We start from the raw sequence: 13449 nt of genomic DNA, 5'->3' as shown, positions 1-13449 counted from the left end.
AATCGGCGCCCGCCAAGGGCTAAGCCGTGGCAGACGCATCCTGCGCTCGAGATCCTCGTGGTTACCCCTCTGGAGCGCGCAGAATATTGTAGTCATGGCAATGTCATTTTGATACAGACATTGGTATGGCCGGATGGGCATATGGGGCGCCCGGCGGCATTATCAACCGCCAGGCCATTGTTCGCGCGCAATCACACCCCTGAGGATCAGTCCCAGTCCAGGTGGACAGGCTGGCACTGCCGTGTTTCGTGATTCCACGCCAGGACCTCGTCCGAGCCCACAAGGATGACCAGTGCATTGCCCTCGCCATCACTGGCAATGGCAATGGCACCTTCCGGGAATCCACTCCACTGCCGCCAGCTTTCGTTCTCGCGAACGATGTGGTTCGCGGTACGGGCGATCCGCTTGCGATCGGTCGGGTCGTACACTGGAAACAGGATCCAGTCTGCGTCTTCGGTCGCCAGGTCACCGCCGTTATTGCGGCGAAGGCGCTGCTTCAGCTCCACAGGAAGTTGCCGCCCCAAGGCCTGCTCGGCCTTGCTGATGTGCTCCTCATCGACGGTGAATGCCATGCCTGCTCCATGCTGGTGATCGTCTCTTCGGCGCATAACATAGCATGACATTCGTGCACGCCAATCCGGCCTCGGCCGTCCTGTGGCGATCCCACTTCTGTAGGAGCGCGCTTGCGCGATGCGCTTGTGGGGCAGCCCCGCACCAAATCAAGCGCCCGGGGCTGGCGGCGCCTCGTCATCCACGTCATCCGGTAACGCGTCACGGGTGCAGCTGTACATCAGGTGCAACTGCCACTTACCCGCCGCTGCGGCGGTCTCCGGATCGTACGCGGCCATATCCAGACGAGTTCGCGGCGTATCGAAATGCATGGGCCGCGCTTCCGGCGTTCCGGATACCTTGTCGATGACAAAGCCTTTCCCGCAATGCCCGTACAACACGTAATCACTGGTGAAATCGTAAGACGCATACACCTGGACCGGCTCAAGCGCTTGCCCACGGACACTGGCATGGAATACCACCGGGTGATCGCCCTCGGTGTAATCCACATCCATGCTCACTTCATAGTCATGGACATCGCTGCGCGGCTCAACGTGACTGTAATCCGGCGCAGGCGGTGTCCGCTTGCAAGCACCTATGGCTTCAACCTTCCGCACGTCCTGGTACATGTCCATTTCGATGTTCCCGATGGACGAGTACTGCAATGAACCGAAGGTCCGGACCCGACATCCCGCATAGGAGTCGACATCCGGGCCGCCCGCCCCGAACACCACGAGTCGGATCGATGCCTCGCCACACACAGGCGCTTTCTGAGGTAACTCAATCGAGCCACGTATGCTGTCGTGGACGATCATCCGCCCCTCGATCCAGCGCGGCGCCGATTCGCTACCCTCGCCCGCGTCACGCCACACGGGGCATGCTCGGGCGTGGCCGGCATACGCAGGCAACGCAAATACAGCTTGTGCGGTGACAAGCAACAGCATCAGCACTAAACGTGACATGCCTCGACCACCCCTGGCTCCCCTGGGGTCAGTCTACGCACGCACCGGCCGCCATTGCAGCGGCGCCAGATGAATTCGCAAGAATTTGCCCGACAGCGTGGCCACCCCTGTAGCAGCGCGCTTGCGCGCGATGGGTCTTGAGGCAAGCACCCATCGCGCGCAAGCGCGCTCCTACAGGTGAGGGTCCGCGACTTATCCGCCGAAGGCGGGATCGGAGACCGAGGGCTGGCCGGTTTCGCGGTGGCCGGCGAAGCGGCGCAGGAACAGCTCGTCGGTATCGCTGGTGGCGGTCAGGTCGTACCAGTGGTCGCAACCCGTGATATCCCAACGGCTTTCGATCTGCTGGCCGGGCATCAGCCAGTAACGGCGCGGCGGCTCGCGCAAATAGTCGTTAGCCGTAACGGTAATGGCACAAGGGCGGCCGCCGTTGTTCACCAGCACCAGATGCAGGTCGCCGTTGCGGCGGCCTGGCCTAAGGCTCACCTCAGGTAAGGCAAGGCGGCGCGGATCGACACCCGCGGCGGGTTGATTGCCGCTGAACTGGCGCAGGAAGCCATTTGGGCCCAGCACGGTGAGGTCGTACGCATCACCACTGTAGGCGCTGGTCCAATAATCCGAGAGCGCCTTACCGGCTTCCACGGTGTACACCCACGGGCCGTCGGAACGGAGCGACGACGTGACGTGGAAGCACGCGCCCGCATCGCCGCTGTTAGTGAAATCCAGGACGTAACGGCCCTGCCCCTGGTCGACGTTGCCGGTGACATCCAGCGCGTACGGCAGCGCACGCGCCGGGCGCTGGCCGCGCTCCTGTTTCGGCATGTGCTGGTGCGCGGGCACCGGCGGGCTGAGCGTGTCGTGGTTGCCACGGTCGGGCTCGTAGCTGGCCGTCGCCGGCAGCCGCGGCATACGGCCGTCGTGCTCATCGAAATCGAACGCGCGGGTCAGGTCCCCGCACACCGCACGGCGCCACGCCGAGATGTTCGGCTCGCGCACACCAAAGCGCTGTTCGAGGAAGCGAATGATCGACGTGTGGTCGTAGGTTTCCGAACACACCCAGCCGCCCTTGCTCCACGGCGACACCACGAGCATCGGAACGCGCACACCCAGGCCGTATACGCCGGCATTGAACCCGTTACCGCCCGGATAAACCTCCCCATCAATGCTCACGGTCGACAGGCCACGGTCACGACTTGCCGGCGGAAATGCGGGCAGCGCGTGATCGAAGAAGCCATCGTTTTCATCGTAGGTGATGAACAGCGCGGTCTTGCTCCACACCTCCGGGTTCGAGGTGAGCGCATCGAGCACTTTGTCGACGTACCACGCACCGTAATTCGCTGGCCAGCTCGGGTGCTCGGTATAGGCCTCTGGCGCTGCGATCCACGAAACGGCAGGCAACGTACCGGCGGCCACATCCTTCTGCAGGATGTCGAACAGCGACTGGCCGTTTAGCGTGTTCGTGCCGGTGCGCGCCTTGTCATACAGGGGGCTGCCCGGTTCGGCGTTGCGGTATTGGTTGAAGTACAGCAGCGAGTTATCGCCGTAGTTGCCGATGTACGGGTCCGAACCCCAGCCCCAGCCACCGGCAGCATCCAGCCCCGTGCCGATGTCCTGGTAGATCTTCCAGGACACACCCGCCGCTTCCAGCCGCTCGGGGTACGTGGTCCACCCATAGCCCAGTTCGGCATTGGAAAGCACCGGACCACCGCCCTGCCCGTCATTGCCGACGTAACCGGTCCACATGTAATAGCGGTTCGGGTCGGTCGAGGAGAGGATCGAGCAGTGGTAGGCGTCGCACACCGTGAACGCATCGGCCAGCGCGTAGTGGAACGGGATGTCTTCGCGCGTCAGGTAGGCCATGGTGGTCGTGCCCTTGGAAGGCACCCACTGGTCGTACTTCCCGCCATTGAAAGCGGCCTGCGTGTCGTTCCAGCCGTGCGGCAGGTCCTCAAGGAACTGCAGGCCGAGGTTATCTGCCTGCGGGCGGAACGGCAGCAGGTAGTCATCGCTGCCCGCCGTCAACGGCTGGTGCCACACCGAGCGACCCGACCCCAGCGTCAGCGTGCGGGTATCGCCGAAGCCACGCACCCCACGCATGCTCCCGAAATAATGATCGAACGAGCGATTCTCCTGCATCAGGATCACCACATGCTCAATATCCTTGAGCGTGCCGGTCCGCCGCGCCGCTGGCACCGCCAGAGCCTTCTGGATCGATGGCGGCACCACCGATGCCGTGAAAGCGGCGCCCGCGGCGCCAAGGGAAAGCTTCAGGAAGTGCCGCCGATCCTGGGAGGTCATGTGTGCCCCATACGCTGTCGTTTATCCCCCTGCGGCAGCGAGTGTCACGGCGGCATATGACAGTTTTGGCACACGGGCGGCCACCCCGGCCAGGGCGTTCCGAAACCGCCATATGGGTCACAGTTTCAGGCTGTGATCACCGCGCGTTATCACCATCCAGCCGGGCGCGCATGCGCTTGCCTGCGGCATCCATGATCTGGCCGAGGTCGGCCCAGGTCATGGTGTCCTTGTTGAAGTCAGCAGGGACAAGCGGATCGACGGATACAGCCAGTTGCTTGCCGGAGGGATCCAGCAGCTCAGCTTCCAGCGTCGCGGATTTCAGGTTTACGTTGGGGCCGGCCGTGGCCATGTCTTTGGCCGCGCCCACTACAAAGCCGATGGGCGTGTAGCCAAGAATGCCGCGCTTCTTTTTCTCGGCCACGACTTGCGTGATACCTATGCGCAGCTGCAAAACGTCCTTTCCGGCCACGTCGAGCACCGGGTAGTCCGGCTCGAGGTTGCGGACCATAGCCGCCCGCAGGTTTTTGGTGACGCCAGCAAGCTCCTCCGGATCGATCCCCTGGTACGGCGAATCCTTGGCATACCAGATGGTGATCGGCGCCAGTTCGATCTTGCTGTACCCCTTCAGCGATGTGCCCGGCGCAATATAGAGGTAGCCACCGGCATGCTTGGGATCCGGTTTCAGTGCAGGGTACGACTCGAGGAAACCGCTATGCGGCGGGGGTGCGGCGACCGCTGCTACCGATACGGCCGCCAGGAAGACAACAAACGCGATCGGTTGCAGGCGCATGGCACGGGCTCCTTGTCTTGTATGACGAAGGTAGCCCGATGCCACTCGCTAAAACTCAGTAGGCAGGCGTAGAGCAGCTCCGCAGAATTACGTAGCCGCCCCGCCGGAGGGGAGGCTCACGCCTCCTGCGCGATGGCCCGCAACTGCCGCTCGAACTCCTCCGGCGGCTGGCCGCCCGAGATGAGCCACTTGTCGTTGATGATGACGGCCGGCACGCCGGTGATGCCGCGGCTCTGCCACAGCGCCTCGTCGCGGCGCACGTCGCCCGCTTAACGATCGGAGTCGAGCACAGCACGCGCCTCCGCCTGATCAAGGCCAACCTTGCCAGCGGCATCGACCAACGCATCGTGGTTGCCCGGGTCGGTCTGCTCGGTGAAGTTCAGTTCCAGCAGCTGGCGCTTGAGCGCGTGCTGCTTGCCGTGCTCCGCCGACCACGCGATCAAACGATGCGCATCGAAGGTGTTGTAGATGCGACTTGCATCCGAGGTGTTCATCGTGAAGCCGACACTCGCCGCGCGTGCCTTGATCCGCTCGCGATTGGTGCGCGCTTCGTCGGCGGGAATGCGGTACTTGGCGACGATGTGCTCCACCATGTTTTCACCGCCAGCCTGCATGTTCGGGTTGAGCTCGAACGGGTGGAAGGTGATGTCCGCATCCACGACATCGTGCAGGGTTTCCAGGGCGCGCTCCAGCCCACTGAGGCCGATCGCGCACCACGGGCACGCGACATCGGAGACGAAATCGATCTTCATTTTCTTGGACATGGGAGGCATGTTCACTAAAGGGGATGCGAAAAAGTATACGCCCCACCCCGCCGGCACGCGTTAGCCGCGCGTCGGCGGAGAACATTCAGAACTACCTGTCCGTCCGAGTATAGAAACGACGCATAGAGCGCGTCGATTTACACCACCTCTTCGCGCCTGTTCTCCAGCAACGCCCGATGGATCCACCCACCGACGGCACCACCAAGCAACGGCACGACCCAGAAGAACCACAACTGGCCGAGCGCCCAGCCGCCCTGGTACACCGCCACGGCCGTGCTACGCGCGGGGTTCACCGAGGTGTTGGTGATCGGAATCGAAATAAGGTGGATCAGTGTGAGCGCCAGGCCTATGGTCAGCGGCGCAAAGCCCGTCGCTGCCAGCTTGCAGGTGCTACCGAGGATCACGATCAGGAAGAACGCCGTGAGCACGAACTCGGCGACCGCCGCTGCCACGATCGAGTAACCGCCGGGCGAATGCTCGCCGTAACCATTGGTGGCAAAGCCCAGCGTTACATCAAACCCCGGCTTGCCGCTGGCGATGAGGTACAACACGCCACCCGCAGCGATACCGCCGATCACCTGGGTGATGATGTAAGGGAGCACATCGCGCGCGGCGATACGGCCGCCGGTCAGGCAACCCAATGTCACCGCCGGGTTGAAGTGGCCACCGGAGAGGTGCCCCACGGCATACGCCATGGTGAGCACGGTAAGGCCAAAGGCCAGCGCGACACCGGCGAACCCGATGCCAAGTTCCGGAAACGCGGCGGCGAACACCGCGCTACCGCAGCCACCAAATACCAGCCAGAACGTGCCGAAGAACTCGGCCCACAAGCGCTTTGCCATGTCGCAGCTCCTCCGGTGAACAGCTCGGATCCCCCGCAGGCATGTTCCGGTGCGACGAAAAAAGGCGCCTGCGTACATTTACGCAGGCGCCGTAGGTAAGGCTTCTAACCAGCGCGGGCGAATCAGATCTGCGCCTGGCCACCATCGACGAACAGCTCGATACCGGTGATGTAGCTCGCATCATCCGAGGCCAGGAACGACACGGCCTTGGCGATTTCATCCGGCTCGCCGGTGCGGCCCAGCGGGGTGATGCCGGCCACGTAGGCGGCGTAGTCCGAGATCTGCTGCTCGCTCATGCCAAGCTCGGTCGAGTAACCCGGGGTGACGATCGTGCCCGGGGCAACCACGTTGACGCGGATGTCGCGGCCCTTCAGGTCGCTGGCCCAGGTGCGGGCAAACGAGCGCAGCGCGGCCTTGGTGGCAGCGTACACACCGAACGCCGGGGCGCCCTTGATCGAGACCATGGAGCCGTTGAGCACGATGGCGCTACCTGGGCCCATCAGTTCCAGCGCCTTCTGCACGGTGAACAGGGTGCCCTTCACGTTGATGCCGAAGTACTTGTCGAACTGGGCTTCGCTGATCTGGCCCAGCGGCGCGAACTCACCGCCACCGGCATTGGCGAAGACGATATCGAGCTTGCCGCTGCGCGCCTTGATCGTGGCGAAGATGCGGTCGAGGTCAGCGGCGACGGCGATATCGCCCTGGATGGCGATGGCGCCGGTCTTGGCCGCGGCGGCATCGAGCTCGGCCTGGCGGCGGCCGGTGATGTACACCGTGGCGCCTTCGCGGATCAGGCGCTCGGCGGTGGCCAGGCCCAGGCCCGAGCTGCCGCCGGTAACCAGGGCGATCTTGCCGGCGTGGCGAGTGGTGTGGACGTTGCTGTTGGCGAGGGTATGCATGGTCGGTCTCCGATGACCGCGGCGCGGTCGATGGGTGATAGTCTGGCTATTCGCGATTCGCGGATAAATAATCCGGATGCGATTTCACTATCCCCAGGGAGAAACAATCTTGGACCATCTGCTCGCCATGCGCGTGTTTGGCCGGGTCGTGGAGACCGGGGGTTTCGCCAGGGCCGCCGATGGCCTGCGGCTGCCGAAGTCCACGGTGACCAAGCTGGTCCAGGCGCTGGAAGCCCAGTTGGGCGTGCGCCTGTTTGAACGAACCACCCGCCGGGTCTCGGTGACCGCCGAGGGGGCCGCGTATTACGAGCGCACCCGGCACTGGCTGGCCGAGCTGGACGATTTCGAGACGACCCTTGCCAGCGGCAGCGCCAGCCCCACGGGCACCCTGCGCATCGACACCGGCGGCTCGGTCGCGGCGGGCCTGATTCTTCCGGCCCTGCCCGCGTTCCGTGAGCGCTACCCGGGGATTCGCCTCCAGGTGGGCGTCTCCGATCGCACGCTGGACCTGATCGGCGAAGGCATCGACTGCGCCATACGCAGCACCGCGCATGATCCGAATCTCGTGGCCCGGCACATCGTGGATCTGCCGTGGACCACCTGCGCCTCGCCCGATTACCTGGCACGCCACGGCACGCCCACGCATCCCGACGACCTCGCCCGCGATGGTCACGACGTGGTGGGTTACTTCTCGGCGCGCACGGGCCGGGCCCACCCGTTGCGCTTCACCGATCGCGAACGCAGCGCCGAGGATGGCCTGGTGCTGTCGGTCGAGGTCAACGAAAGCAACGCGCATACGGCCGCAGCCGTGGCCGGGCTGGGCATCGTGCAGACCTTTACGTTCGCCGTGGCGCCTTACCTCGCGAGCGGCGCGCTGGTTGCCGTGCTCGATGCATGGCAACCTGCGCCACTACCGGCGTACCTGGTGTACCCCGCCGATCGCCGCAACAACGCCCGGCTCCGCGCGTTCCTCGACTGGATCACCGAGGTGCTGCCGGAGCGGGCGAATGCGGCGGATCACTTCAAGCCGTCGTAAACAATCCGGGTGAAGAAATCCGGGCCGATCACGAAGTGGCCGTAGACGTCGTCGTACTTCGCCGTCGGCTTGGCCGCGATCACTTCGTCGCGTGATTTGCCTTGTTTCTTCAGCGCCGCGACGTTATCGCGGATGCCGGCCAGCATGTCGCGGAAGGCCTGAAGTTGCTTCTTCGTCCCCACGGGGCCATGCCCGGGCACCAGCACCACGTCATCATTCAGCGCGGCCAGGATCGCGTCGTCGGCCTTGATCATGCCGTCGATGCCGCCGCCGTTTTCATTATCGATAAACGGATAGACGCCATTCCAGAACAGATCGCCCAGCGAGGCGACGTTCGCCTCCTTGAAGTACACGTAGAGGTCGGTGTCGGTGTGCGAGGGCTCGAGCAGGCGGACCTCGACGGTCTGCCCGTCGAAGTGGTAGGTCTTGTTGGCCTTCAGGATTTCGGTCGGCACGCCACCCTTGGCCATGGGCGTGAACGTGTAGTCCCAGTCATCCACGCGGGTGGTCGCGGTCACGCGCTTTACGGTGCCCGCCGTCGCGATGATCGTCGCGCCGTCTTCGTGCACCCAGGGGTTACCGTCGGTGTGGTCCCAGTGGTAGTGCGTGTTGATCAGGTACTTGACCGGCCCCTTGCCCAGCGCGGTGAGCGCTTCTTCGATCCTGGGCCGCGACACGGCGATGCCCGCATCGACCATGAGCTTGCCCTGCTTGCCGGTCAGCACCGTGATGTTGCCGCCGGAACCGGAGAGCATGTTGAGCGGGCCGCGTAGCGGGGTCGTTTCGATCTTGGCGGTGGCCGCGGCCGCGTTGATCTTGACCACCGGGCTGGTCGGCGGGGCCGCTGCCTGCGACCAGACGGGCCCCGCGGCGAGTGCCGCCATGATCGCCACGCCAAGCGCTGGCCGGATACAGCCTTTAAGCAGGGAATTACCTGTCATGACCCACCCTCCTGGCGCCGCGGAACGCGGCGGATAGCGAAGCATTCAGCGCCCGGGGCAACGCACCGTCTTGGTGATTCCCGCCGGGAGCGAACGGTGGGTTGTTTGGCGCTTCGCGAAGTCCCAGACTCGCGCCCCTGCGGTGCACTGGGCACCGGAAGGAGAAAGGCATGGTGGTTGTATATCTCGAGCTGCACAGCCCGTCGGTCGCATCGACGACGCGCAAGGGCGTGCACAGCACCTGGGTCAGCTTCGACGGGCAGGTGACGTCCGAAGAAGTCTGGAGCGAGAGCCTGGGTGCCCAGCTCGAACAGTGGTCGGTGGAATTCCATGCAGCGACCGGGAACGCCAACCCGAACGCCTCGGGCATGAGCATCGAGCCGGACGATGGCGTGGGCAAGGTCTCGGTCGCCATCGACCCTGCCCTGTTCCAGCGCCTCCTCTTCGCCCAGGAAGACGACGTGGCGACGCTCACCCTGACCTTCGACAACGCGTCCGTGCTGTCGCTTGACGACGATAAGCTCACCTGGCGCGACCAGGCCGGTGCGAGCGTGGCGCCGGATGAAATCGCCATCCAGTTCCACCCCGGCGGGCTGGATGCGGAAGATGACGATGAGGACGAGGACGAGGAAGACGAAGGTTGATTGACGGTGGCCAGTTAATGGCCGCCGTTCACCGCCGCACGATCGATACCCGCGCACGCTAGCCGCAGCGCGGATTTACCAATCTTTTCGCCGGGGGCACCGCTACACCCCTTGCGATGCTTGCCTTCGCGCGATCCCGTGTACTGCCCTGGATGCTGGTGGCCTTTGCCTTGGCATGCACGGCCGTGGCCCACGCCGACGGCCCCGGCGCCTTGCAGCCGGGGAGCTACGTGCACCAGGCATGGACCACGGGCGATGGCGCGCCGCCGGCCAACATTGCGCTGGCGCAGGCGCCAGATGGCTACCTGTGGCTGGGATCGGGCACCGGCCTCTACTGCTTTGATGGCGTAACGTTTTCGCGTTACCAGCCGCCGCCCGGACAACACTTGCCCGCGGCAAACATCACAGCCCTGAAGTTCACCGCCCGCGGCGGCCTGTGGGTCGGGTTCTACGACGGTGGCGCCGCCTACATAGCCGATGGCGATCTGCATGCGTACGACGTCGCCGATGGTTTCCCACCGGGCTGGGTGCTGGTGTTTGCCGAAGGGCCGGGAGGCGAACTCTGGGTAGCCACAAGCCAGGGACTCGGTCGCTTCGATGGCACGCGCTGGCACAAGGCCGGCGCCGACTGGGGGTATGCCGCGGACCGTGCCGACTGGGCCCTGTTCGATACCGAGGGCACACTGTGGGTGTCCGCCGTGAACCAGCTCGTCTACCTGTCCCACGGAACGACACACTTCCAGGCCACCAACGTGGCACTCGCGCCGGGGAGCACACTGGCGCTGGATGGCAAGGGCACGCTCTGGGTGTCGGACCGCCTGCACGGCACCCGCCCGTTGCCGGGGATCTCGGCGGCGCACCCGGCCGTGGCCGATGCCGCGACACTGCCGGTGACCGATACGCACGCCGCGCTACGGATGACGTTCGATCGCGAAGGAGGTTTGTGGGCCACCGGGCTGGGTACGGGCAAAGTGTTCCACGTCGCGGATCCGCAACACCTCGCCACCACGGGCATCGTCGGCGACCGCGACGTCACCCACACCTTCACCGCACCCCAGGGACTCACCTCCAACACCGCCACCCCCGTGCTCATCGATCGTGAGGGTAATGCGTGGATCGGTACCGCCTCAGGCATCGATAGCTACCACCGCGGCCCCGTGGGCGTCCTTCGCGATTTCGGCCCCGAGGCGCGCCTGCACACCAGCGTTACCCGCGATCCGCACGGGCAGCTATGGCTATCGAATCAAGAGACGGTCTATCGGCTTCAGGGCGACAACCTTGAAACCGTCCTGGCCGGCGTGCCCGACATCCTCAGCATCCTTTTCGACACCACGGGCATGCTCTGGGTCGTGGGCTATCACGACCTGTATCGGTACCGCGAAGGCCACCTTGAACCGGTGCCGCTGCCCAACGGCCTGTATGGCTCACGTCTGAAGTTCCTCGCCGCGGGCGCATCAGGCGAACTATGGGCCTCGATCGAAGGCCTCGGCGTGCATCGTTTCCGTGGTGACCATTGGGAGGCGTGGACGCCACGCAGCCACGGGGCCAAGGGTTACCCCACCACCGGCGCCATGGGCCCGGATGGAACATTCTGGCTGGGCTACGCGGGTGGTGAGGTGCTTGCTGTCGGCAGCACAGGCGCCGAGACGCTGTACGACCCGAACAACCGCATGGATATCGGCGCGGTGGCAACCATCACGGCGACGAACACGGGCGTGTATTTCGGCGGCAGCACCGGCCTCGCCCGCTACCGCGACGGCCGCATGCAGTCGCTGACCGACCACGATTTCCCTGCCCTCGTTGGCATTACGGGCATCGTGCAAGCTGCCAAGGGCGATGTCTGGATCAATGGCGGCCACGGGGCCCTGCGCTTCACAGCCAACGAACTTGAGCAGGCCTTCGCCGATCCGCACTACCGTCCTCAATCGGGTCTGTTCGACTTTCGCGACGGGATCCAGGGCATCGCGCGGCAAGGCCAACCCGTGCCCAGCATGCAGCAGGACGACAGCGGGCGAATCTGGCTCGTCACGAACGAAGGGTTGTACTGGCTCGATGCCTCCGTGCAGCGACGGAACACCCAACCGCCGCCGGTTTTCATCACCGGCGTGCAGGCCGACGGCCATGCCCTTGAACCTGCCGGGACGGTGCGCCTGCCTTCCGGCGATGGCGCGCTGCAAGTCGATTACACGGCGGTGAGCCTCACCTCGCCTTCGCGCGTCCGCTTTCGTTACCGCCTGGAAGGCGAGGATCTGGGCTGGGTGGATGCCGGTACGCGGCGACAGGCGTATTACACCAACCTGTCCCCGGGCACGTATCGGTTCGATGTCATCGCCGCGAACGATGACGGCGTATGGAACGAGCGCGGTGCGCGCCTCACCATCGACATCCCTCCGCGCTTCTATCAGGCCACCTGGTTCATCGTACTGTCGGCGCTCACCTTGCTCGCGCTGGTCGCCCTCGCCTACGCGTGGCGCATCCGCAGCGTGTCGCGGGCCGTACGCCTTCAATCGGAAGCGCGCCACGAAGAGCGCGAGCGCATCGCGAGGGAGCTGCACGATACGTTGCTGCAGGCGATCTACGGCATCATGCTTCGGTTCCAGGCCGTGGCTTCCGCCATTCCCAAGGACGACCCCATGCAGGAGGGCATCCAGGGCACGCTGAAAGTCGCGAACGATTTCATCGTGGAAGGCCGCGACCGGGTTCGTGAGCTGCGCACCAACATCACCTCGTTGCGCAAGCTGGGGGCCGCCGTGGAAGAGCTGGCCCACCTGATGGAGAACGCTTCCACGGTGGCGGTGGTGATCGAGGTACGCGTGGATGACCAGGATATCGATCCGGAGGTAGGCGAAGACATCCTTGCAATTTGCCGCGAAAGCCTCGTCAATGCATTCCGCCATGCCGGCGCTGCGCAGATCGAACTGCGCTTGCTCACGACACGGAGATCGCTGGAACTCACCATCGCCGATGACGGTATGGGCATGCGCAACGACATGCACGGCGATCCGCGCGATTCGGGTCACTGGGGCATCGCCGGGATGCGCGAGCGCGCGGCAGTCCTGGGGGCACCGCTAGGCATCCAGTCCACCACCCATGGCACCCGCATCACCCTTACGTTGCCGCTGCGCTGCCTGCGCCGGCGTGCGACCCGCCCGGCTCGCAGCTAAAGGCACGCGCTGAGCCACCGCCACGAACCCAGGAGGCCAGCCACCTGGCGACGGACGCGGGGCGCGGCATCGGGCGGGTATTGCGCAAGGACCACATAGGTCGCCTTGCCGCGCCCGCGCGAGTACTCGTGCACGGTAAGCCGCGCACCACGACGCGACATCGGGTAGGTAACCCAGGGTATGCCCGCGATCGTGCGCCGTACTGGCGCGCCTTGTTGCCAGCCTTGCGAACGGTAGTAGGCATGGGCGTGCGGAAGGTCGCCCGGGTTGCGGGGGTAACCCGCGGCAATGCCGATGGAGACACACGCCGGCCCGGTACACGGAGCACCCCACTCCATCGTGATACCGGTTCCATCGGCGCGGGGAACCACCCGGGTGACACCGGGTGGCTGGACGATGCGGTAACAGAACATCGGGTTGACGTACTCATCGCTCGCGCGCGCACCGCCCGCCATAAGGAGCAACAACCCCATGGTGATCGCGGTTCGCATGTGCGGTACCCGTAGCCCGTGGCGTGGCCAGACCGGCCCAGCGTGACGGGCGTGGCTGCCGGGCGCAAGCGG

11 protein-coding genes and 1 pseudogene are annotated in these 13449 nt (G+C 64.9%); 3 read left to right on the top strand and 9 right to left on the bottom strand.

All coding sequences use genetic code 11. The features are described from left to right. Positions 1-206: 206 nt before the first annotated feature. The 7 genes and pseudogenes from L2Y97_RS10450 to L2Y97_RS10420 all read right to left on the bottom strand — a co-directional run bounded on the left by L2Y97_RS10450 (position 207) and on the right by L2Y97_RS10420 (position 7101). Positions 207-572 carry an SMI1/KNR4 family protein gene (locus L2Y97_RS10450; protein ID WP_247436395.1) on the bottom strand — a complete coding sequence of 122 codons (366 nt, stop codon included), beginning with the start codon at positions 570-572 and terminating at the stop codon, positions 207-209. Positions 573-719: 147 nt separating this feature from the next. Further along, positions 720-1511, bottom strand: a complete 792-nt coding sequence (locus L2Y97_RS10445; protein ID WP_247436394.1) for a hypothetical protein — start codon at positions 1509-1511, stop codon at positions 720-722. A 192-nt stretch (positions 1512-1703) separates the two neighbouring features. Next, complete coding sequence (locus tag L2Y97_RS10440) at positions 1704-3806, bottom strand: phosphocholine-specific phospholipase C (protein WP_247436393.1); 2103 nt, start codon at positions 3804-3806, stop codon at positions 1704-1706. A gap of 136 nt (positions 3807-3942) precedes the next feature. Next, positions 3943-4596: a DUF3313 domain-containing protein gene (locus tag L2Y97_RS10435; protein WP_247436392.1), complete on the bottom strand. Its 654-nt coding sequence runs from the start codon at positions 4594-4596 to the stop codon at positions 3943-3945. A 116-nt stretch (positions 4597-4712) separates the two neighbouring features. After that, positions 4713-5348 (bottom strand): annotated as a pseudogene (locus tag L2Y97_RS10430) (DsbA family oxidoreductase). A gap of 149 nt (positions 5349-5497) precedes the next feature. Then, positions 5498-6202, bottom strand: coding sequence for an aquaporin Z (gene aqpZ / locus L2Y97_RS10425; RefSeq protein WP_247436391.1), 705 nt, complete (start codon positions 6200-6202; stop codon positions 5498-5500). 122 nt (positions 6203-6324) lie between these two features. Beyond that, positions 6325-7101, bottom strand: a complete 777-nt coding sequence (locus tag L2Y97_RS10420; RefSeq protein ID WP_247436390.1) for an SDR family NAD(P)-dependent oxidoreductase — start codon at positions 7099-7101, stop codon at positions 6325-6327. A 109-nt stretch (positions 7102-7210) separates the two neighbouring features. On the opposite strand from L2Y97_RS10420, the gene L2Y97_RS10415 reads away from it, so the two are divergent. Beyond that, positions 7211-8137, top strand: a complete 927-nt coding sequence (locus L2Y97_RS10415) for a LysR family transcriptional regulator (RefSeq protein ID WP_247436389.1) — start codon at positions 7211-7213, stop codon at positions 8135-8137. Here L2Y97_RS10415 and L2Y97_RS10410 read toward each other — a convergent pair. After that, entirely contained in the window at positions 8119-9078 is a 960-nt protein-coding gene (locus L2Y97_RS10410) for an MBL fold metallo-hydrolase (protein ID WP_247436388.1), read from the bottom strand. The two genes, L2Y97_RS10415 and L2Y97_RS10410, sit on opposite strands and share 19 nt — an antisense overlap. A gap of 170 nt (positions 9079-9248) precedes the next feature. Between L2Y97_RS10410 and L2Y97_RS10405 the strand changes: the two genes are divergently transcribed. Together L2Y97_RS10405 and L2Y97_RS10400 are read left to right on the top strand one after the other, a co-directional pair. Next, entirely contained in the window at positions 9249-9722 is a 474-nt protein-coding gene (locus tag L2Y97_RS10405; RefSeq protein WP_247436387.1) for a hypothetical protein, read from the top strand. 158 nt (positions 9723-9880) lie between these two features. After that, positions 9881-12886: a sensor histidine kinase gene (locus L2Y97_RS10400; RefSeq protein ID WP_247436385.1), complete on the top strand. Its 3006-nt coding sequence runs from the start codon at positions 9881-9883 to the stop codon at positions 12884-12886. Here the strand turns inward: L2Y97_RS10400 and L2Y97_RS10395 are convergent. Beyond that, positions 12883-13377: a hypothetical protein gene (locus tag L2Y97_RS10395; protein ID WP_247436383.1), complete on the bottom strand. Its 495-nt coding sequence runs from the start codon at positions 13375-13377 to the stop codon at positions 12883-12885. The genes L2Y97_RS10400 and L2Y97_RS10395 overlap by 4 nt on opposite strands. Positions 13378-13449: the final 72 nt, after the last annotated feature.

The organism is Luteibacter aegosomatissinici, from assembly GCF_023078495.1.
Taxonomy (GTDB): Bacteria; Pseudomonadota; Gammaproteobacteria; order Xanthomonadales; family Rhodanobacteraceae; genus Luteibacter; species Luteibacter aegosomatissinici.
Note: the sequence above shows the minus strand (reverse complement) of the source record. Positions and strands in the feature narration are given on the sequence as shown.